Source organism: Acinetobacter sp. YH01009, from assembly GCF_013420765.1.
Lineage (GTDB): Bacteria > Pseudomonadota > Gammaproteobacteria > Pseudomonadales > Moraxellaceae > Acinetobacter > Acinetobacter amyesii.
In genome coordinates this window covers 171363-190638 of record NZ_VOYE01000005.1, presented here as the reverse complement: position 1 = coordinate 190638, position 19276 = coordinate 171363, and the positions used below count along the sequence as shown (strand labels likewise).

The window sequence follows — 19276 nt, the reverse complement described above, 5'->3', positions numbered from 1 at the left end:
AAGTTTCCAAAGGTACAGTGGCTAACTCTGGCAGTGTTTTTCAAATATCAGTCTGATACGAGCAATCAATCTAAAAACCATAAATACAATTTGAATGAAACTGGTCTAAGTTTCCAAAGGTACAGTGGCTAACTCTGGCAGTGTTTTTCAAATATCAGTCTGATACGAGCAATCAATCTAAAAACCATAAATACAATTTGAATGAAACTGGTCTAAGTTTCCAAAGGTACAGTGCCTAACTCTGGCAGTGTTTTTCAAATATCAGCCTGATACGAACAATCAACCTAAAAACCATAAATACAATTTGAATGAAACTGGTCTAAGTTTCCAAAGGTACAGTATACGAACAATCAACCTAAAAACCACATGAACAATGCCAATAAAAAGAAGTAAATAGAATAATTAAGTATAATAAAAAAAAGTAAAATATAGTTGGAATAGGGGAGGGTGTTTTCACTAATTAGTAAATATATATTAAGGTTTAAGCAAAGCCCTTAAAACACCTTAATAGGTTTAAGAGTTGTTAGATAAAAGTGTTTAATCAATATATAATAAATCCATAAAACCCATTTAAGGGATAAGAGAATGGCCGATCCTAAAGATAAACTTGTACATGAAAACCATATATATTTTTTTACAGCATTTGTAGTTCTTATTGCATTTTTGGCTTTATGGTTTGCATTCAAACCGCAAATTGTTGGACTATTAGTTTATACAAAAGGGGTTTTAATAATCCCCTTCTGGTGGGTTTATAGCTTATTTAAAATGGTCGGAGTAAATTACGTCCCTCTACTAAGTGAATTAGTTTACTCAACAGAACACCTATGCAAACCAACAAATAATTGGCTGCCAATCTTTTGTCAAAATAATTTTAGAGAAGTAACTATTGGCCAAATATCCAAAGCAAGTCAGGCATGGAATTTAATAATCTTCATCATAGCTATACCTTGGATAAAAAAAGCATACGATAGATTTATAAATGAACACCCAGCTAAAGGGTTTGCAAAAAGTATGAATCTTGAAGAATTCATAGATGAACAAATTGTAAATCATAGACATTTACAAGTATTTGGTCCTTTAGATTTATCAAAATTCGATACAGACAATGGGCATTTCAAAGCACTTGATTCCACTTATGAGTTCGCAAAAAGGCATGACTTGATTACAGGAACTAAAGAACGGTTAATTAACATTACAATTGGTGGCGTAACAAAAGAATATAACGATGTTTCAGAAGTTGTTCCGATTATTGATGAAGAAAAGTTTTTAAATATTATGCGTGACCAACTTGGTGACTTATGGAATTCAGATGGTGATTCAAAACCATTAGATCATCATAGTTTGGATTATCTTTCAAACGTAGATGTGTTGTTACTTGCTTTATATCTACCTGTAGCTTGTGCTACAGATGAAAACATGAGTGATGATGACTTTAAAAAGATAAAAAGTGATTCAAATAAGTTAATTAACTACTATTGGGATATATGTACTAAAAATATAGCAAACAATCCTCTTTTTAGTATAGAGAATCAATATGTTGAAGGTGATAGGGAGCTTACAGGCTTTAACTATGAATATCTCAAAAAACGTATTTTTGAATATATAGACCATCCAGTAGCAAAAAAAATATTCGCAAAACATGCTTATGTAAAAACTATTTTATGTGAAGTTGTATTGACTGCAAGACAACTAGGTGTAATGCCACCAACCGATATTAGATGGTTAAAACTATATAATCGATCTGCATATGCATTTGTACAAAACATTGGAAGACCATCGATCTTTTGTGAAGGTTTGGGTCCTATTTCTCATTACATTATTGAAGTCAAATTAGGTAAGCCATTAGAAGAGCCTGATTTCAATATCGCACTAGTCGGCTATGACTACCAATTATTAAGCTTTGCCATGACAGAAGCACGTTTAAATGCAGCTAAACAGGGGGCAAGCAACTTGAACAAAATTGAATTCACTGAAGCTGAATTAGAGGCTGGTAAATACAAATCTAAAAGTGATAAAAATGAAGATTTTAAATATGCTGATAATTATGAGTTCGATATGCCTACTATAGAAATACCTGCTGAAATGATACAAAAAGGTAAGCAAGAAAGGTATTAAGCTAAAACTAATAAGGTATAATTGACCGGTACTAAAATACCGGTCATTTTAATTTTAAAGTGTTTTTTTAAAGGCATATTTTAATTATAATGATAAAAACCGACCAGTTTAAAAGGTAGAAATCCTAAATGTATTTAAATACGTTAAAAAAGATAGTAGCAACTTGCGCTATTAGTATTATTACAACATATTCTTACTCTGCCCCATCTCAAGCATTAACTTCAAAAATGCAGACTATGGGTAAAGTTAAAGAGGTAAAAGCATTTAAAGGTGGTTTAACATCTTGGATTCTTGAAGCACCTAACGGTAAAAATGCTGTTTTCTTTACAACTGCTGATGAGTCGGTAATTTTACATGGAACAGCATGGGATGCTGCCAATAAGAAAAACATATCCGATCCTTTAAAAATTGCAGCAAAAAAACTTAATACAACAAATTCACGTCCTCAAGTACAAGCAACTAACAATCTAACTAATGCATACAACCACCCTGTATTCAAAGCCATTAAAACATTATCAGGATTCAAAGAAGGTAAAGGTAGTGAGAATGACACTGTTTACATCATTTATGACCCACGATGCAAGTACTGTCACGAAACCTTTAATCTCACAAGATCTTATATCAAAGCTGGAGCTACTATTAAATGGATTCCAGCATTAGTTTTAAACCAGAGTGAAAATGGCAAACAGCTTGCTGCTGGAATATTAAGAAATCCATCTGAAAGCACATTAAATAAGGCATTCAATGGAAGTGATGCGGAAATTAATTCTGTTAAGGTAATTCCCACACCAAAAGAACTATCAGAACTTAATAAACATCTAGGTGCTCTACAATCCATCTTTTTCTATCATGAAGATATAGTTGCTATGCCACAGGACGAACGTGAATTACGTGATGCAGCAAAAAAGAATGGTCAAAGTCTCCCTCCTTTAACAGCTGGTGTACCAATTGCAATTTATGTAAATAAAAAAACCGGAACAGTTGAAGCGCGCAGAGGAACATCAGAAAGTTCGGTTTTAGATTACATTTTTAAATAAGTGAGTTTTTAAATGAATAAGTCTCAGATTAAAAATTTCCAAATTGCTTTAGGAAACTTTACACCATTAATTAGTTCACTTGAAAATAAAGAAACCATATTTGTAGATTCAGATATTACTGGGAGATGCGACAAAAACAGAAATGTAATTATCATCAACAAAAGAAACGTAAACGATAACGACTTATTAATTAAGCTATCTGGATTTGATAGTTTTGAAGGAAATCTGTTTAAAGGCAAAGTTTATTTAGATGACGGTATTTCTAATATAATTATATCTGAACCTATTTATACACTAGGTAATGTAAAGGGTAAGTTTATAGCTTCAGAATTAAAAAGCTATGTACAAGAAACTTGGTTACAAGCTTTAAATGAATATAAGTCTAGTTCAATATCTAAATCACAAAGCACCAAAGGTTTTAAGATTAATAAGAATATTTTTGATAAAAAGATTCTATTAGGTGGTCTTGTAACTTGTGGTTTAGTCTTGTTAATGGGTGGGGGATACATAATAGGTAGTAACAAAGAGCAAAGTGCGAACAATACTTTTAATCAACAGCCTTATCAAAGTAATGGTAATGAGGTTGATGGTAAAACTCTTGCCCTACAAAACCTTGGATTAGACCCAAACGCTATGGAATTTGACAATAGTTGTTTCACTGAAAAGTAAGAGGTGGATTTGTGAGAAGAAGACGCATAGCCAATTTAGAAGCTTTACAAGAAAAGGCTTCAAATATTGCTCAATCTTTAGTGAAACATTTAGAAGCAAGACACTACTTAATTTGGTGGTTAAGTTCGTATGAACGGACTATGAAACGTGGGTTTAATAATGAAACAATAAGTCTAAGTCCATTTCAGATAAATGAATTTAGATTTTCTTATGTAGTTTCAAGTGGAATAGAACGTTTTTATCTATTTGTACAACCTGAAAATTGGTTTTTTAATGATTTAGTTTATGAATCAGCATCAATAGACGAAAATGGATTGGTTTTAAATTTATCAGAAATCAATGATCCTCTATTTAAACTTTATATTTCACGGATGCAAATTCGTTTTAATTTTGATGAATCAAATTTAGATCGATTAATCCATGCTAAAAAATATGCTAAAGAATTAGTACTAATTCAATTTGATCCAAAAAAAAATGAAGTGAATCTAGTCGGGAACACGATAGATTTAAATAACTCAACTGTTCAAAAAAAATCTGTATCCAAACCTACTGCAGCAAAAGGTGCATTCTAATGAAAAAATCTAAAATTACGTTAATAAGTGCAGCTGTCTTAGCTTCAACTGCAGTTACACTTGCTTATGCTGGTTTCACAGAAATTAATAGCTCAGGTGATATTGTAAGTAAAGATACCATATCATCACAAAGAACTAGTTTTTCCAACCCTGAACAAAATATAAATACCCCACTTAGAACTTACAGCTTATGGGATAAAATATCAGAAACCACTAAATATAATGCCACCGTTAAAGATGATAAAGTTTCAGAAACTCCTATTGCTATTGAAACTTCAAATTCATACAGCCAGGTAACTTACAAAACTGATAACATGGTAGAAACTAAAGCTGCATTAAATAAGGCACTTGATCAGCTTAAAAAAAGTGAAGAATCAAATTATAAATTAAAATATGAAAATTTAGAGCTACAAGTGAAAGTTGTAGAAATGAATAAAGATATTTCAGATCTAAAAAAACAGGTTAATTTTTTAGCCAGTCAAATGGAGCAAGTTGAAAGTGATGTACTTGTTATGAAAACTAAAAAAACCAGTGGATTCTTAGCTCGTAATTAATATGTCTGTAAATACAAATAATCAACGGCCTACAAGTGAACAGCAAAGAGCAATTGATAAGGCTACGCGTTTAAAAACTAGTTTTAAACTAATTGCATTTGCTGGTACTGGTAAAACTACTACACTTATACATTGCAGTAGAGCACTTCAAGAGCAGAATAAAAAAGGGTTATATCTATCTTTTAATAAAAAGATGGCAGAGGAAGCAAGTTCAAAGTTCAGTAAACATGGACTAAATACTGTAAATTGCTCTACATTTCATTCCTTGGCTTACAGAAATATACCTAATTGGTTAAAAACCAAAATTAATAAACCAACATTACTGCCTAAAGATATTGTTAGAATATTTAAGCTTGAAAATTATAGAGTTCAATATAATGGTAAAAATAAACAATTATCTGACCTTACTCTAGCTCTAATCATATTAAATACATTACGATATTTCTGTATGTCAGTTGATAATAAAGTTACCAATGATCACTCATATCAAGCACTTAGCGAACAGACATCAATCAATAGAAATGAAGATTTAGAGCAAAAGATTACATCTATTGCAGCTTATATTTGGGAGGATGTAATCTCTGAAAATGGGCAATTTGGAATTACTCATGATTATTATCTCAAATGGTGGGTTTTACAAAAACCTATTTTAGATTACCACTATATTATGGTTGATGAGAGCCAAGATAGTGATTTACTAATTCTTGAAGTCTTAAAAAGACAAAAAGCTAAAGTAATTTACGTAGGTGACCCGTACCAACAAATTTATAGTTTCAGGGGGGCAAAAAATATTTTGCAAAATCTTGATCTGGAAGCATTGTATCTTGAACAGTCGTTCCGCTTTGGTAATGAGATAGCTGCAACAGCAAATTTGTTATTAAATAGATTATTTGGTGAAACCAGAAAAGTTAAGGGCTTACCTACAAAAAAAGCAACAGTTACAAACTATAGCAACTCAACTGCATCACCAACTTCATTGGATGCAATTATTTGTAGAACTAACGCAACTGCATTTGAATATTTCTTTAAGTTCCATTCACTTTTAGATGGATCAAAAAAAATAAGACTCGAAGTAGATGGTAAGCGTAGTAAAGAAATATTTTCAGGCATTTTTGAATTACGATCTGGAAAAAAGCCAAGCTGCAAAGATCTACAGAATTTTAATTCTTATCAAGAATTAGAAGAGCATATCCAGGTATTTGGCGAGGTTGAAGGGGCAACAACTGAATTAAAAACATTTTTAGATTTAACTAAGCAATACTCATGGTCGGTAATAAAATGGGCATTGGAAAATAGTATTGTGGAGGATGATTCTAAAGATAAAAAATCTTTAATCATTAGTACAGCCCATAAAAGCAAGGGGCTAGAATGGAATAACGTGCTTATTGCAAAAGGTTTTAATTATAAAATATTGGATAATAAGTTACATATTAGTGCAGATGAAAAAAGACTACTTTACGTCACAGTTACAAGAGCACAATCTGTTTTATATACAGATGGTATAGATGATTTATTAAAATATTTAAATACTAAGACTAAGGAAATGACCAATGCCTGAAGATTCTAAATGTCTACAACAAAATATTTATTCCGCTTGTTATAATGCAGTTTATGTAAAATCTGAATATGAGCATATTCCTTATATCACTCAACTTATTAATAAGTATGGCGCCAAAGTTGCTGATATTATTCCTTCTTTAATCGAAATGTTTCATCTTATCTCTAAAGAATCTTTAAATAATATTAATTTTGTTGAGAATATTAATTTTAAAGAGAATACGTATAAATCAGGTGTATACCTTTATCCAACCGACTTAATTAATAATTTTCAAAGCTATCAAGGTTTAGCAATAGTTGATATACCAACTGGATCATTTCGAAATATTGTTATTGATTCTGGAGGTGGTATCACCGCAAGCAAACACACATTAGAACTTTTTAAGGATATTAAAGGTCAATATCTTATACCATTTCGTTTTGATGGAATTTATGTTCACCCTAATTGCTATACATATTTCTTTATAGAAAATAATCTAGATCGTCTAATGCCATTAGAAGCTTTCGATATTAATATTATTAATACAAGTGAAGATATGGGACTTAATTGGATTGAAGAATCAATAAATTATGCAAATACAATACTAGGTTTTAATATGGAAGTACAGAAAACCGAAAACTTCATAGAAAAAGTCGTAAATTAAAAAATTTATAACATTCAAAATGTAAATATAAATCAATAAAAAAGGCAGTTTAAACTGCCTTTTTTATATCAAGTTCAATAAGATAGTGCTATTGCTACTTGTGCCAATGAAGTATAAGCTGCTGATTCACACATAAATGCTTGTCTAATAAAAAACGATGGATTGTATGAATTCACCATAGTTTGGCTATCACAATTCTGCGAGAACTTAATATGTTGAGCGTTTATTGTTTTCCAAAGCTGTGTATTTTTGGAATTTCCAGTTCTTACTTCTTTTATAAAACGTACAAGTGATTGATTATATGCATCATTACATTTTAACTCAGGTGAACCATAATCAGCATCTTTAGCTTCATTAAAATTAAAAATACATTTTTGATAATTGTTCTGTAAATTATTATATGCTTGTGTTGCTTCCACCTTATTGTTAAATCCAGCAAATGTAGAAACAGGTAGGGCAGTGACCAAACATAAAAAAGGTATAGCAATATGTTTTTTCATAATATAAATCCTATTAATTCATAAGAGCTGGTATGAACATTGCCCAACCTAGTTTATTTGTGGCTTTACACTGCATTCTTAATACCTTAAACCTTTCGTTTTGCCCGGCATACAATTGATCACAGTTAGCAATTAATTGTGTAAAGTTTTTATTATGCTCTGCTAAAACTCTTGGTGCCTCTTCATTGTTAATATAATTTGAAGCCAAACTTCCAATTTGACTTGCACGATTAAAAACATTTGTATAGCAGTTAAGATGCTTTGAATCAAATGGGTCGTTTGAGACTGTTGCACATTTAATATTCACTAAACGAATCTTATCCAAATCAGCACGGATAGAGTCTGAAGTGATATTTGGTTTTGCATTTACTGATGTACAACTAATCAATGCAATTCCAAGTATCGTAAATAGCTTTTTACTCATTTTCATTTCCTTAAGACCTTCAATTATGGATAATCTGAATAGTAAGGGCATAACCGCATAACAATACCTTCGAAAGTGACTGCTTCTGGAATAGTTACAATACCATCATGAGGGTTTTTGTCTAAATTTCGGTTTTCATTATATTTAGCCCCTGGACTCTTATAAGGACCACCTAAAACTAAAGCATAAAAACCTACAATTGTCTTGTTATTATAATCGCTTTTACGTTGTTTAGCTTTTACTGCAAGATATAAATCTAATAATTCAATTTGTTGCTGGGCAGATAATGAAATAATTTGTTTAGGCGTACTTTTAATTGAAGATGGAATACCCCTTGATGTTAAATCTGATGCTTTAATGTCAGCTACACCAATCCGAGTCCATTGACTTAGACCATAAGCTCCAGATCCGTTATTTGCTTTAATATTAAATCCACCTGATTCAAAACCTAAAATTGCTGCAACATCATTAGGATTGTAACCATGTTTCAGTGCAACGCGCTTGATACCTTCTTTAAGTGGAGAAAATGAACCTGGAATTCCCCATCCACATTTTCTATCTGGTGTCCCTTGTCCACCTTTAAGAACTTGAGCGTCAGTATAAATAGGTCCATTACCAGCATCTTCAAATAGCTTCTTCATTTCAACTACTGCAACTTCAGGAATTACAGTTGGTTGTTCGGCTTTTGTGTATAACTCATCTACACGCCCTGAATATCGCTGTGTTTCTGATGCAGTGTAAGCAGCTAATAAAGCTTCTAACCTTTCAGATTGCTTATGGATTTCTTTAGTTAAATAATTCTGTGCATTTATAATATTAAGCTTTTCAATTAAAAGTCCCATCATCGACATAGTGGCTAATTCATTAAACCACTTTGAATTACCATATCGACCAGTACCAATATTTTCTATTAATTCTGCTGGTGTTGAATGTAAGGCCCCAACATCAAAAGCTACATCATCTGCAGTTCCTCCAAAAATAGTTCTTGGGGGTGCATATTGAGCTACATCATTTGCATATATGGTTCCACCAGCTGCTGCTTCAGGAGAGATTGTTCCATCGGCTATCATTTGTGCGACTTGAACTTGAGCAGATCCATATGCATCCATAGATACATCACCACTAAATGCAAGGGCTGGTAATTTTTTCCCGTGCTTGACTGCAACTCCATCTACTGATGAGGAAACAGGTAAAGTAATACCAGTAGAAGACGAATAGAGAGCATTCCATTGTGTCCTGATTGTATTACCCAAATACGGAACATATTTATTTTCTAAGGCTTGACCAGCTGGCGTTGCAACAATTACAACATCTTGAGGAAGATAAGGGGTAGGGTCAGTTAATTTATATTCTGAAGATCCAACGTAAGGAGCTGAACCTTTAATACGCTGTTGTAAAGCAATTGAAGGATTTTTAAAAACTTGATCTAAATTTTTATTTAACCATACATCCAAACCACGTTTTGCTTTAACACCATATTCAATATGTAAGTGTACAGCACATCCCCCACAACCTTTGTTTGACATGTGAGCAATATCTTGCCCGGCTTTTATCGTCTGTCCTGGATAAGCATTGAATTTCTTTTGATATGATGGATCAGTATGACGATACATAATTCTATCGCCAGTATCCATTTGCATAATTAATGGATTCGTTGTCGATTGATTTTTCGCACCTGATGAACGCGTATCATAAGAAAGGATCTTTCCTGATCCGATAGCTTTTAATGTTAAATCATTATTATCTTTTCTACTTATATCTATCCCATTATGACTACCAGCGCCCCCTTTACGAGACCGGAACTCACCAAATCGTCCAGCACTACGGCGTCCTGCATTTGGCATATTAGGATACTTATGGAAGATCATTTTTTGAGAATTATTCGGTACCTTGGCAGTATTAGATTGGGCTGCTGTAACATTATCTGTAATTGGGTCAGCAAATGCACTTACAGTAAAACCGGTTGAGGCCAACAAAAGTGCAATCTTTATACAAGAGCAAATTGGCTTTAATTGAAATAAGTTTTTAGATTTCATAAATGATTCGCCAGGTAGACATTGCTTAAAATAAATTAAGTTCTTATTAAATGTCCCTTTACCAAGTGGACGGGATTAAGTATATACGATTAAATACGCTTTTAATACTTAAAAAAAGTTTTTAGAATCAGTTTTAAGATAGTATATACATATACACTTTTTCACTTTGATTGGTTTAAGAAGTGGTTAGACAAAAGGTTTAAGTGATTTAATTAGAAAAGTAGTGAGGTGAATAACATGTTAGGAAGCTCTTTAGGTTTAAGCGCTACTTTAGATCAAGCTATTGATCGTGCATCAATGAGTTTAGACTATTTACGTTTAAATAATAACAAAGCATATAACGAAGAAGTTCTACTTAACCATATAGCTAAATTGGAGAAAATGTTGGTTGACCGTAATAATCAATACAACCAACTTGTAAATCAAGCAAATACTGAAATTAATGCTGTTGCCGATAAACATAATTTGGTTATCAAAGAATTAAATGAAACCAAAATTGAACTTGAAAAAGAGAAGTTGAATAGTTTTGATATGGCTAATAAAGTTAAGACTTTGAATAATGTAAACCGTGCATATATTCACGGAATTAAGCAACTTGATGGAAGTAAGCAACGTTTAGTTTTTGAAGCGGTAAAACAATATATAGAAGTAGGATCTTCTAAGAATTCCCTTTTAAAGATAAAGTTTTAAATATAAAAAAAGACCCTTATTTAAAGGGTCTTTTTTTAACTACTTACCTTTTCTTTTGAATTTCGAAAGGGTAGAGCTTAAACCAGATCGTGCTCTGTTCATAACAGAGCTACGCCCTGAAGGGGATGTAGAACTTGAACCAAAACGTGAAGATGGTTTTGAGCCATTATTAGTAGTATATCCTGAACCAGAGCTAATGCCTACACTACCAAATGACATCTTACCAGTTGCACCAGCAGCTGGTTTATTAAACGTAGAACTAACTTTACCGTAATTACCAGCACTGTAAGCACCACCGAGACCTCCTGTTGAAGTACCTTTACCACCACCACTAGTACCTAAACCAAATGTAGTATTAGATGTAGAAGTTGGTGTAGAAGTACTACTTCCAGAATTTACTGTAGGGCCGGCTTTACCACTTGGGGCAATCGAATTATTTAACCCACCCGGACTACCAAAAGATGATGATCGTGCAGGCATATTCATTGGTGGGCTAAATGAAGTAGTACCCCCATTATTAGCCAACGAACCACCACCACCTGGATGCGTTTGAGGATTACCACCACCTCCACCACCACCGCCATTATTAGGTGGATTAGTTTTATTTCTACCTGGAGGTGGTGGACGGCGTGATGTTGGCGCTGGACCAGCTAAACTACTAGCAGTTCCACCAAATTTCTGAATAGCTTCTTTAGAGTTAGTTTCACCCCATTGACCACCATTGAGTCCAGATCCAATCCACTGTTGAACTTGATCAGCAACACTAAAAACAAGTCCATATATTAAGTAAATCGCGGAGGTCATCAAGAATAAGTAAGCAATAAACTTCCAAATAAAAGTTATTAATTCAGTGAAGATCACAGCAAATGAATTTGAAGAATAAGCAATGCTCATTGCACCTTGATAGCTAAAAAACATATCAGTAAGCGTCACAAGTGCTGGTCCAACAATAATTTCCGCCATCCAGAAACCGACAATAATAAAGATAGGTCTCATGAATAATGTTAGAACTGTTACATATCCTTGCGTTTGACTACCAACGAATGTTCGTTCAGGAATCATGTGCATTAAAGCCCAAAGTGGAAGACCACAGACTGCATAAAGTATATGAATAATCCAACCAACACATGCTAATCCGAAGAAGATCATAGGCATATAAGGAATAACAACGGCCATCCAAATACCTAGGATTGTAAGATATGTAATAAGTTGGCTGAGTACTGGTGCAAATATATTTTCAACGGCGTATTGAAGCGCATCAGTACCTTCTTTAGTAACACTTGCCAAACCAGGTACCCATTGCACTACAGTTGAGCCAGAACGTGCTGCTAGTACTGCTAATTTAAGTCCAACCACTACACTTTGAGCAACTGCCTTAGCGGAAAGAATCATCTCTCCAGTATCTTGAATATTCTTAATAACATTTGTGTTTCTATGTAGAGTAGAAGCTGTAATGGTATTTGAATTTTTATTCAATAACTCTGAGTCACCAGTATCACCAACTAAAATACCTAAAGCTAATGACTTAGATAAATTTGTTGCCCAAGCAGAACCGTAAGCTGAAAACTTTTGATCCATGTTTGCAACTTTATTTGAATCACCGCCATCTGAGGACATAGATAGTAAGTTAGTAGTATTTCCAATATCACCATTGGCAACCCAAGTATCTTTTGAAGTAATACTACCAACTGCATTATCCATTGCCACATAAACAGAATTATAAATGGCCTCACCTTTTGAATTACTCATAATTGATGAATTCAGAGTAGGTGCTGTAAATGACCAAAGAGGTTCAGTAACGTACTTTTCAACCACAGCGCGATATTGACCTACCTTAATACGCGATTCGGGAGTCATCATCCAACCACGTTTATTCAAACTATTAACTACAGTTTGAACAGCTGTGTATCCATTCTCTGAGGTAAGAATACCATTAGTTTTTGCATGACTTTTATTGACGTAATCTTCAACTAGTAAATTAAAAGCATCCATACCAGCTTTACTAATTGGGAATACACCTTCGTTTTCAGTTGCATTCGCATTTACTGCATACGCTATATACCATTTCTCCATATCAATGAAGAACTGACGATACAAGTTATTCTTTTCTTGTTGTAGTTTTGCTTGAACGCTTGCAAGCGCCACATTGATTTTATTTTGATCTTCTTGGCGTAACTTATAAACTGGAATATTCATAAGTTCTGAATTGACAGCTGCTGGGTTAACTACGTTAAGAGAAGCACCACCACAAATAGGTTCATGTTTATTACCTATTTCTAATCGGTTATCTGCATAAGCGAAGTTATAGGTAACAGATGTCCAGTTATTAGCAGTTTTTGATGTTTTGTCTATGTAGTTACTTCTTTTCTCAGCTGCTGTCATTGCAACGCCAAGGTTCGCATTAGCTGGATAAGAACCATCACTAAAATAACGCCCAAAGCCTGGAGCTAAACCATAAAATTCCTGGTTTAAAACATTAATACAATGAAGTTGCCTCAACATCACTGGAGCATTTTTTCTAAAGCCAAAAATATCTCTTTGCCGGTCATGTGTGTCAGACAAACTTGCCGAAGCCATTAAGGATTCACCAAGCGTTCGATTATTGATCGTATTTGAAACATTATTCGACCATAAGACCATCCCTAATACCACAACTTGGATGAAGCAATACCCAGATGCAGTAGGTAACAGTAAAATAATCGAATATAATATTCGGGAAACAATCGTTGTGACTTTTGAATCTTTACCGAACGCTTCCCCATCTTGGGCACTTTTTAAGAGTGCAGTTAAACCAATACCCAAGGCAAATACCAAAACCAGTGACATCGCAACACTTGCTACACCACCTAATAAAATATTAGTTAGTAAGCCTGATGCAGGTACGGTTGAAGCTGGCCCGGAGGCATTGATAAACGCATTTATAAAGTCATGACCGAAGATAGATGAGAGAAGTGTGACAGCTTGATCGCCATCACAATTCGGATTTGTCGATTGACAAAATAAACTCATAGCTAACTCATCCGTTCTTTTTAATGCTTCTTATACATCGCTTACTTAAGACGACTAAAAGCAAAGTGTTATAAATTACAAGCTATTTATGTTTAACTAAAAGGCTTAAAACCCTTTAACCAATGAATCATTAAAACCATTTTTGGATATTTTCAATGGTTTATAAATTACCATTAATGTACCACAAAACATATAATGGTATATACAGAAAGTTTAAACATAAAATGCCTATCAATTTTAAGATTACGTTTAACTATTAGAGATATTACATGGATAAAGCAAAGTTTACTGCAAACGTACTTTTACTCTCAAAGATTAAAGATTCAATGTCTGAGACAATGGGTAATAATCTGAGTGTACTAGAAGTTTCTTATATACTAAACCAAAGCATGAATCCTTTAATGTCAGAAACTTACGCAGAACAAGTAGCTGCTCTCAATAAGTTTGAATTAGATCCCATAGAAGTATTAAAAAAACGTAAAAACCTTAAAATATTAAAGATTTTAAATTTAATACTTCTATTAAACCTAGATAGTGAACATAACAAAGAAAATATTGAACACTATCATGTATATATTGAAAAGTTTTTAGAGAACATCGCCACAATTGGACTAGATCGACTTGATCAAGAAGCCTTAAAGGTACAAATTCAAAATTTATTGAAGTATAATTGGGAATCTTAAAACTAAATTTAGCTTTAACAAAGAGGTTTTAACTTCATGGAAAATGTGTCTAATAATGAAGATATTCTTCAAGATTCAGTTAGAGCAGTATTTAATTGCGGAACAAACTTTAGTGAAGCAAAAACTATATCAATAACTGATGAATTTAATCCGCAACAAACACTCAGTACGCAACGAATTAACTTCCGACATATATATGAAAATAAATTACCAAATGAAATTGGAAGAAGTCTTGCTCATGCACCAGAGTATGATGAAACCAATAGACAATTATTAGTAGGGCATTTTAAAGAACTTGCGTTAGAAGATCTGATTGAACAACAAGATTATCAAAACCGATATATTCAGGAAGATCCTGAACTAGATCAAGACAATGAAATTAGTAATGAACAAGAAAGTTCAAATGAATATTCAAGCCCAAGACCACCAGAACCAAGACCTTGGTAAAACTTAAATTATAAAGCCCGTATTCTATACGGGCTTTTTTATGGCTTATTGATTTAAATTTAATAATTCAGAAGGATCAATACGACTTCGATAAGTTATCGATAATTCTTTAACCAACTGGTTTTGATATTGTTTTTTATCGAATGTATCAAAGGCTGAATATTCAATGTCGGGATCAATTAAGCTTTTTATGATTTTTTTTACATTTGTTAGAGAGACATCTGAAGTAATCATTAATAAACTTAAAATACTAATTCGGAGAAGGGCATCAAGCAATTGATAGTTCGGTGGCTCTAAATCACGATCGATTTTAGAAAAATAATTAACAAGATAAATGTCATTGGACATATGTAAATTAATACTATTCAGCAAATCTTTAGTTATTCCATCTAGAATACCATTGGCTTTAAGTACTAATTCTTCATTCCTGATTTCAGCAATAATCTGTTTATCATAAGTTTCTTTAAATATTCCAAGTCCCTTTAAATACTTAGCTTGAGGTGCCAAAATTTCAAAACAAACTTTAGTTTTAAGGCGTTCCTTCATAAATGTTTGAATCTGTTTTGCTTCATACGTTAGAAATTCAATTTTGAAAGTATCATATGCAACTACATCTATGAATAATCGCTGACCAGATCCAGATTTTAGTTCAAACCAATTTGAGAAAATACTAGCCTTTAAAGATTTAAGCTGATTAAAGATAGCTGACTTTACGAAATCTGACATTACGAAATATCTGCTTGAAAAAGATTTTAAATAAAACTGCCATTTATCTTGTATTAAGCACCAGGCTTGATTTAATGACATTGTTGGAACGTCAATTAAGTCATCATTCAAAAGCTTGCTTATTTCGAATAATTCTAGTTTCCTAGCAGAATAATTAAAGTCCTCAGCAATAATTTTTTTAGAAGAATTAATGGATTCTGATTCTTCAATATCAGAGCCTATAAATTTATATGCATCACTATTTTTTCGGGGTAAAGCTTTGTGATCATTTACGGGTTTTACGTTATTTGATAATTCGTCAGAAAAGCTTTCTTCATCCTCATCAATACTTTCACTTTCTGCTGCAGTCATTTCCGTTGAACGAAGATCTGTACGTTCTGCAAAGAAATAAACAAGTTCTTCAGGTGGAGAGACAGAAAAACTAGTAAGTTTTTTACCTAATAATATATTTGCAATATGAAATGACAAATAAAGACTATACGAGACTAAATGAAAATACACTTCCTTAGTGACCAATGATTGTTGATCACTATCACTTTCAAACCATTGTATACCACGTAAAGCCAACCAACTTACAAATGATTCATAGTTATTATTGAAACGAAAATCTGAGTGTTTACTTAGATATAAAAATACTATATAGAGAATATTGTTGCGGTATTCTGTCTTAAATACATCAGAATCAACCCAAATTTTGTTTAGTATTAATTCATAAATAAAGTTAAATATATCATGTTGTTTAATTGACCCTTTTAAGGTGTCTGGTAACAGATGAAAGTTGTTAATTAACGGACGTTCAAAGGCAGTATTTGATTCCTGAGCATATTGATAATATATTTTAAGGCTTGAGTTTGATTCTAAATCCGTAATATTTTCATAGTCATCTTCATCTATTGAATCCACTTCTGATTCAATTTCAACGAATAGAGCATTTTCAGCCTTTTTCTTATTTATATGGTCTAATGAAAAGAAAAACAACAAGGAACCAGCGAGTTGATACCCGTCTTTAGTATGGAAATGCACGTCAAAGAAATTGGTATCACTGATTAATTTACCAGTATTAAACCTATATAGAAAAAATAAAATGGCGTTTAAAGGTCGCGTACTTTCGCCTGGTGAGGCAGAAGCTAAAGGTTTTAAATCATTAAAAAAAGCTATTTTATTATCCATAATTAAAACACTTTAAACCTAACCATCATTAAAATATATTTTAGCATATATGTTTTAAGCATAGGTTTAAAGTGTATTTTAATAACTGTATCCAGAAAGTAATTTTTTTAACTTTGAAGTCGTTCAATATTTGAAGATAAATCCAACATAAGTTTTTCTAAAAGCATTGAATGATCAACTGCTTTTTTCATGATGCTCTCTTCAGATATTTCTTTTGGAGTGGCCCTCATTGCATTAGCATTATTTGCATCATCTAAATTTGCTTTAAATGAACATATACCTCGAATAATAAATAGGCTATCTTCTAACAAATCTGAATAAACCTTTGGAAATATCTTTTCTTCTGGTAGATCCAATACTACTTCCGTTAGAAGTTTGAATTCTATTTTATTATTTATAAGAAATTGATCATATGTACCTAGAACTTCTGCAATGAGTTCAGGGGTATTCACTAAAGTTGAGACTTTTGTATCTTGTGACAATAGAATTGAATCACCAGAAGGGGAGACTAAGGCATGAATAGGGTGTTCAGCTATTGGGGTTAATAATACAACTGAAAATGGTGGCGTTTGTTTCGTCATGTGATGTCCTAAGAAATATAATGAAAACTTTGACCAAAAAGTTTGTTCTTAAATTTGGGTAAATTTATTGAATCGAATAACGTCATATCGCCTTCACTAGAACACTTTTGATCAATATAAAAAATTATGTTCTGAATTGTGGCCAGCAACTTGAATGGGCAATTGTATTCATTAAATATTGGTGAAGTAATATAGAGCCCAGCGCATTTACTTTCAATCGGGAGCCATGGATTTATTAAATTTAACTTTATCTGAATCGTACTAAATTGTTCAGAAGCAATTGGTTTATTGTAGGTATCTAACAAATCCATTAAAGAAATAACTCTTAGCTCATTAGATATTTGTACCAAAATAGCACGTACAGATTTGGCTGTAATATTTTCGAGTCCAGTAAGTTGTAAACATACTCCAGCGCTATCTTTCAGAAGATATGAATACATCCGATCTAAATCCATAGATTTATCTTTGTGCATTTTTTTTAAATTCAAATTGACTGCAGCAATAACACTATTAGATTTTTGATGAAGGTTTAATTGAAGTAACGTCTGGTTATCTTTATCTAGTACTGGTATCACTTCATAGTCATTTAGATTGTAATCAAGACGTTTCATTTCCGTGATAAGCGTTTCTTTAGCATCATTGAATAAGCTCTGATCGCGCTTACTTAAACCAACAATAAAATTAGTTGAAATAAGAACGTTCATAACCCAAATAGATGATGTTAAAGCAATAACACTATCTTTAAAAACATCTGGATCTCTATTAGAAAACCCAGATATTTGCGAGATCAGTTCTGGTAGAGAGATCATAGGTATTAACTTCCTGTTGATCATTATCATCTATGACCTCAATGCAATGATCATACATATTGGTTAAGTTAAAAGCATTTTTTACAGTAACTTCACTATTTTGAGTAAAAAGCGATTTAAATAAAATGCTAAATACATCAGCCAATGACATTCCGTAGTCATTCTCATTCTTTATAAGCTGTAGAGCACTTATAACTATTGGCGTTTCAGAATCATATAAAAGATGTAAATCTGGCGATTCTGAATAAGATATTTTCAAATATTTATCATAAATTTCCGCTTCAATCTCCAAATATTCATTATTTTCAATAATATATTTTAGATTTAAAGTTAATGAATCATTTATATTTTCAACTAATAAAGTTTGACGATCAGTTGTAGTAACTTCGTTTACATATTTTTTCCCTTCAAAAAATAAACATAAGTAGTTAGAGAAAATTTCACGTAACGATGTATTCGCTATACCTTTACTAGCAAGTTCACCTTTTAAAAAGGATATAAAGTCTTCATTTTCTATATGTTGCATTGACTTTCCTCCACCACCTGAACATTTATTGTAGCTAGTTTAAAAAAATAAAATATTTAAGTTTTATAATTTGGTATATACCATTCAACTTAAATAAATTTACTAGTTTTGGTTAGTACAGTTAAATCTTGATAAAATTTATTCTTTAAAAATACATAATGGAATACGTAACTTAAAAAAGAAAAGTACTCTAATTGATTTGTTATTTCCGACTCAACAATACTTGCTTCAAAATGTAAACTACCGGAAGCTCTCTTATTTGCATGAAACTTTAACCCTTTAAACTCTGTTCCATAAAAATTAGAGATTTCTAAAAATACAAGCCTTAAAAAATATGGAAATATTTGTGAGACTATACGTTCCGGCTGTTCAATTGCCGATAGTCTTCTTCCATTATGATAAAAATACTTAACACCATCATCCATACTTTTTTCTATTAAAAGACGTATATATGAATGAGATCTTGATACTAAACTGTTAAGTGTAGCCGGTTTTTCATTTGTGTATTCTTCGTACATTTTAAGGTT

At 32.4% G+C, this 19276-nt stretch carries 19 protein-coding genes; 10 read left to right on the top strand and 9 right to left on the bottom strand.

Features of this window, described 5'->3' with window-relative positions:
- Positions 1 to 585 precede the first annotated feature (585 nt).
- The 7 genes from FTT76_RS17640 to FTT76_RS07525 all read left to right on the top strand — a co-directional run bounded on the left by FTT76_RS17640 (position 586) and on the right by FTT76_RS07525 (position 7148).
- Positions 586 to 2115, top strand: coding sequence for a hypothetical protein (locus tag FTT76_RS17640; RefSeq protein ID WP_257235055.1), 1530 nt, complete (start codon positions 586 to 588; stop codon positions 2113 to 2115).
- Between the two features lie 128 nt (positions 2116 to 2243).
- Entirely contained in the window at positions 2244 to 3152 is a 909-nt protein-coding gene (locus FTT76_RS07550; protein WP_180190351.1) for a hypothetical protein, read from the top strand.
- A 12-nt stretch (positions 3153 to 3164) separates the two neighbouring features.
- Positions 3165 to 3821, top strand: a complete 657-nt coding sequence (locus tag FTT76_RS07545; RefSeq protein ID WP_180190350.1) for a hypothetical protein — start codon at positions 3165 to 3167, stop codon at positions 3819 to 3821.
- 11 nt (positions 3822 to 3832) lie between these two features.
- Positions 3833 to 4393, top strand: a complete 561-nt coding sequence (locus FTT76_RS07540; protein ID WP_180190349.1) for a hypothetical protein — start codon at positions 3833 to 3835, stop codon at positions 4391 to 4393.
- Positions 4393 to 4947, top strand: a complete 555-nt coding sequence (locus FTT76_RS07535) for a hypothetical protein (protein ID WP_180190348.1) — start codon at positions 4393 to 4395, stop codon at positions 4945 to 4947. The genes FTT76_RS07540 and FTT76_RS07535 overlap by 1 nt, the downstream gene beginning before the upstream one ends.
- Before the next feature lies 1 nt (position 4948).
- Positions 4949 to 6505 (top strand): UvrD-helicase domain-containing protein, encoded by a 1557-nt coding sequence (locus FTT76_RS07530; RefSeq protein WP_180190347.1) that lies wholly within the window; start codon positions 4949 to 4951, stop codon positions 6503 to 6505.
- Positions 6498 to 7148 carry a hypothetical protein gene (locus FTT76_RS07525; RefSeq protein WP_180190346.1) on the top strand — a complete coding sequence of 217 codons (651 nt, stop codon included), beginning with the start codon at positions 6498 to 6500 and terminating at the stop codon, positions 7146 to 7148. The genes FTT76_RS07530 and FTT76_RS07525 overlap by 8 nt, the downstream gene beginning before the upstream one ends.
- Positions 7149 to 7222: 74 nt before the next feature.
- Here the strand turns inward: FTT76_RS07525 and FTT76_RS07520 are convergent, their stop codons facing one another.
- From FTT76_RS07520 to FTT76_RS07510, 3 genes are read right to left on the bottom strand one after another with little or no spacing between them, the layout of a single operon-like run.
- Positions 7223 to 7648, bottom strand: a complete 426-nt coding sequence (locus FTT76_RS07520; protein WP_180190345.1) for a hypothetical protein — start codon at positions 7646 to 7648, stop codon at positions 7223 to 7225.
- Between the two features lie 13 nt (positions 7649 to 7661).
- Positions 7662 to 8072: a hypothetical protein gene (locus FTT76_RS07515; RefSeq protein ID WP_180190344.1), complete on the bottom strand. Its 411-nt coding sequence runs from the start codon at positions 8070 to 8072 to the stop codon at positions 7662 to 7664.
- Positions 8073 to 8095: 23 nt separating this feature from the next.
- Positions 8096 to 10108 (bottom strand): peptidoglycan DD-metalloendopeptidase family protein, encoded by a 2013-nt coding sequence (locus FTT76_RS07510; RefSeq protein WP_180190343.1) that lies wholly within the window; start codon positions 10106 to 10108, stop codon positions 8096 to 8098.
- Between the two features lie 237 nt (positions 10109 to 10345).
- Here FTT76_RS07510 and FTT76_RS07505 point away from each other — a divergent pair, with 237 nt between their 5' ends.
- Complete coding sequence (locus FTT76_RS07505; protein WP_180190342.1) at positions 10346 to 10798, top strand: hypothetical protein; 453 nt, start codon at positions 10346 to 10348, stop codon at positions 10796 to 10798.
- Between the two features lie 39 nt (positions 10799 to 10837).
- On the opposite strand, the gene FTT76_RS07500 is transcribed toward FTT76_RS07505, so the two are convergent.
- Positions 10838 to 13807: a DotA/TraY family protein gene (locus tag FTT76_RS07500; protein WP_180190341.1), complete on the bottom strand. Its 2970-nt coding sequence runs from the start codon at positions 13805 to 13807 to the stop codon at positions 10838 to 10840.
- Positions 13808 to 14076: 269 nt separating this feature from the next.
- Between FTT76_RS07500 and FTT76_RS07495 the strand changes: the two genes are divergently transcribed.
- Together FTT76_RS07495 and FTT76_RS07490 are read left to right on the top strand one after the other, a co-directional pair.
- A complete protein-coding gene (locus tag FTT76_RS07495) occupies positions 14077 to 14490 on the top strand; it encodes a hypothetical protein (protein ID WP_180190340.1) in 414 nt (137 codons plus the stop codon).
- Between the two features lie 36 nt (positions 14491 to 14526).
- Entirely contained in the window at positions 14527 to 14937 is a 411-nt protein-coding gene (locus tag FTT76_RS07490) for a hypothetical protein (protein WP_180190339.1), read from the top strand.
- Between the two features lie 45 nt (positions 14938 to 14982).
- Here the strand turns inward: FTT76_RS07490 and FTT76_RS07485 are convergent, their stop codons facing one another.
- The 5 genes from FTT76_RS07485 to FTT76_RS07465 form a co-directional block, all read right to left on the bottom strand.
- Positions 14983 to 16833 (bottom strand): hypothetical protein, encoded by a 1851-nt coding sequence (locus tag FTT76_RS07485; RefSeq protein ID WP_180190338.1) that lies wholly within the window; start codon positions 16831 to 16833, stop codon positions 14983 to 14985.
- Between the two features lie 107 nt (positions 16834 to 16940).
- On the bottom strand, positions 16941 to 17414 hold the full coding sequence (locus FTT76_RS07480) for a hypothetical protein (protein WP_180190337.1): 474 nt from the start codon (positions 17412 to 17414) through the stop codon (positions 16941 to 16943).
- A gap of 8 nt (positions 17415 to 17422) precedes the next feature.
- Positions 17423 to 18223 carry a hypothetical protein gene (locus tag FTT76_RS07475; RefSeq protein ID WP_180190336.1) on the bottom strand — a complete coding sequence of 267 codons (801 nt, stop codon included), beginning with the start codon at positions 18221 to 18223 and terminating at the stop codon, positions 17423 to 17425.
- Complete coding sequence (locus tag FTT76_RS07470; protein WP_180190335.1) at positions 18177 to 18749, bottom strand: hypothetical protein; 573 nt, start codon at positions 18747 to 18749, stop codon at positions 18177 to 18179. Before FTT76_RS07470 ends, FTT76_RS07475 begins: the two co-directional genes overlap by 47 nt.
- Positions 18750 to 18838: 89 nt before the next feature.
- Positions 18839 to 19267, bottom strand: coding sequence for a hypothetical protein (locus tag FTT76_RS07465; protein ID WP_180190334.1), 429 nt, complete (start codon positions 19265 to 19267; stop codon positions 18839 to 18841).
- Positions 19268 to 19276: the final 9 nt, after the last annotated feature.

Bases quoted from the DNA above. Each gene is read 5' to 3' on its own strand.
- FTT76_RS17640 (WP_257235055.1), top strand. From the start codon at position 586: ATGGCCGATCCTAAAGATAAACTTGTACATGAAAACCATATATATTTT.
- FTT76_RS07550 (WP_180190351.1), top strand. From the start codon at position 2,244: ATGTATTTAAATACGTTAAAAAAGATAGTAGCAACTTGCGCTATTAGT.
- FTT76_RS07545 (WP_180190350.1), top strand. From the start codon at position 3,165: ATGAATAAGTCTCAGATTAAAAATTTCCAAATTGCTTTAGGAAACTTT.
- FTT76_RS07535 (WP_180190348.1), top strand. From the start codon at position 4,393: ATGAAAAAATCTAAAATTACGTTAATAAGTGCAGCTGTCTTAGCTTCA.
- FTT76_RS07530 (WP_180190347.1), top strand. From the start codon at position 4,949: ATGTCTGTAAATACAAATAATCAACGGCCTACAAGTGAACAGCAAAGA.
- FTT76_RS07525 (WP_180190346.1), top strand. From the start codon at position 6,498: ATGCCTGAAGATTCTAAATGTCTACAACAAAATATTTATTCCGCTTGT.
- FTT76_RS07520 (WP_180190345.1), bottom strand. From the start codon at position 7,648: ATGAAAAAACATATTGCTATACCTTTTTTATGTTTGGTCACTGCCCTA.
- FTT76_RS07515 (WP_180190344.1), bottom strand. From the start codon at position 8,072: ATGAGTAAAAAGCTATTTACGATACTTGGAATTGCATTGATTAGTTGT.
- FTT76_RS07510 (WP_180190343.1), bottom strand. From the start codon at position 10,108: ATGAAATCTAAAAACTTATTTCAATTAAAGCCAATTTGCTCTTGTATA.
- FTT76_RS07505 (WP_180190342.1), top strand. From the start codon at position 10,346: ATGTTAGGAAGCTCTTTAGGTTTAAGCGCTACTTTAGATCAAGCTATT.
- FTT76_RS07500 (WP_180190341.1), bottom strand. From the start codon at position 13,807: ATGAGTTTATTTTGTCAATCGACAAATCCGAATTGTGATGGCGATCAA.
- FTT76_RS07495 (WP_180190340.1), top strand. From the start codon at position 14,077: ATGGATAAAGCAAAGTTTACTGCAAACGTACTTTTACTCTCAAAGATT.
- FTT76_RS07490 (WP_180190339.1), top strand. From the start codon at position 14,527: ATGGAAAATGTGTCTAATAATGAAGATATTCTTCAAGATTCAGTTAGA.
- FTT76_RS07485 (WP_180190338.1), bottom strand. From the start codon at position 16,833: ATGGATAATAAAATAGCTTTTTTTAATGATTTAAAACCTTTAGCTTCT.
- FTT76_RS07480 (WP_180190337.1), bottom strand. From the start codon at position 17,414: ATGACGAAACAAACGCCACCATTTTCAGTTGTATTATTAACCCCAATA.
- FTT76_RS07475 (WP_180190336.1), bottom strand. From the start codon at position 18,223: ATGATCTCTCTACCAGAACTGATCTCGCAAATATCTGGGTTTTCTAAT.
- FTT76_RS07470 (WP_180190335.1), bottom strand. From the start codon at position 18,749: ATGCAACATATAGAAAATGAAGACTTTATATCCTTTTTAAAAGGTGAA.
- FTT76_RS07465 (WP_180190334.1), bottom strand. From the start codon at position 19,267: ATGTACGAAGAATACACAAATGAAAAACCGGCTACACTTAACAGTTTA.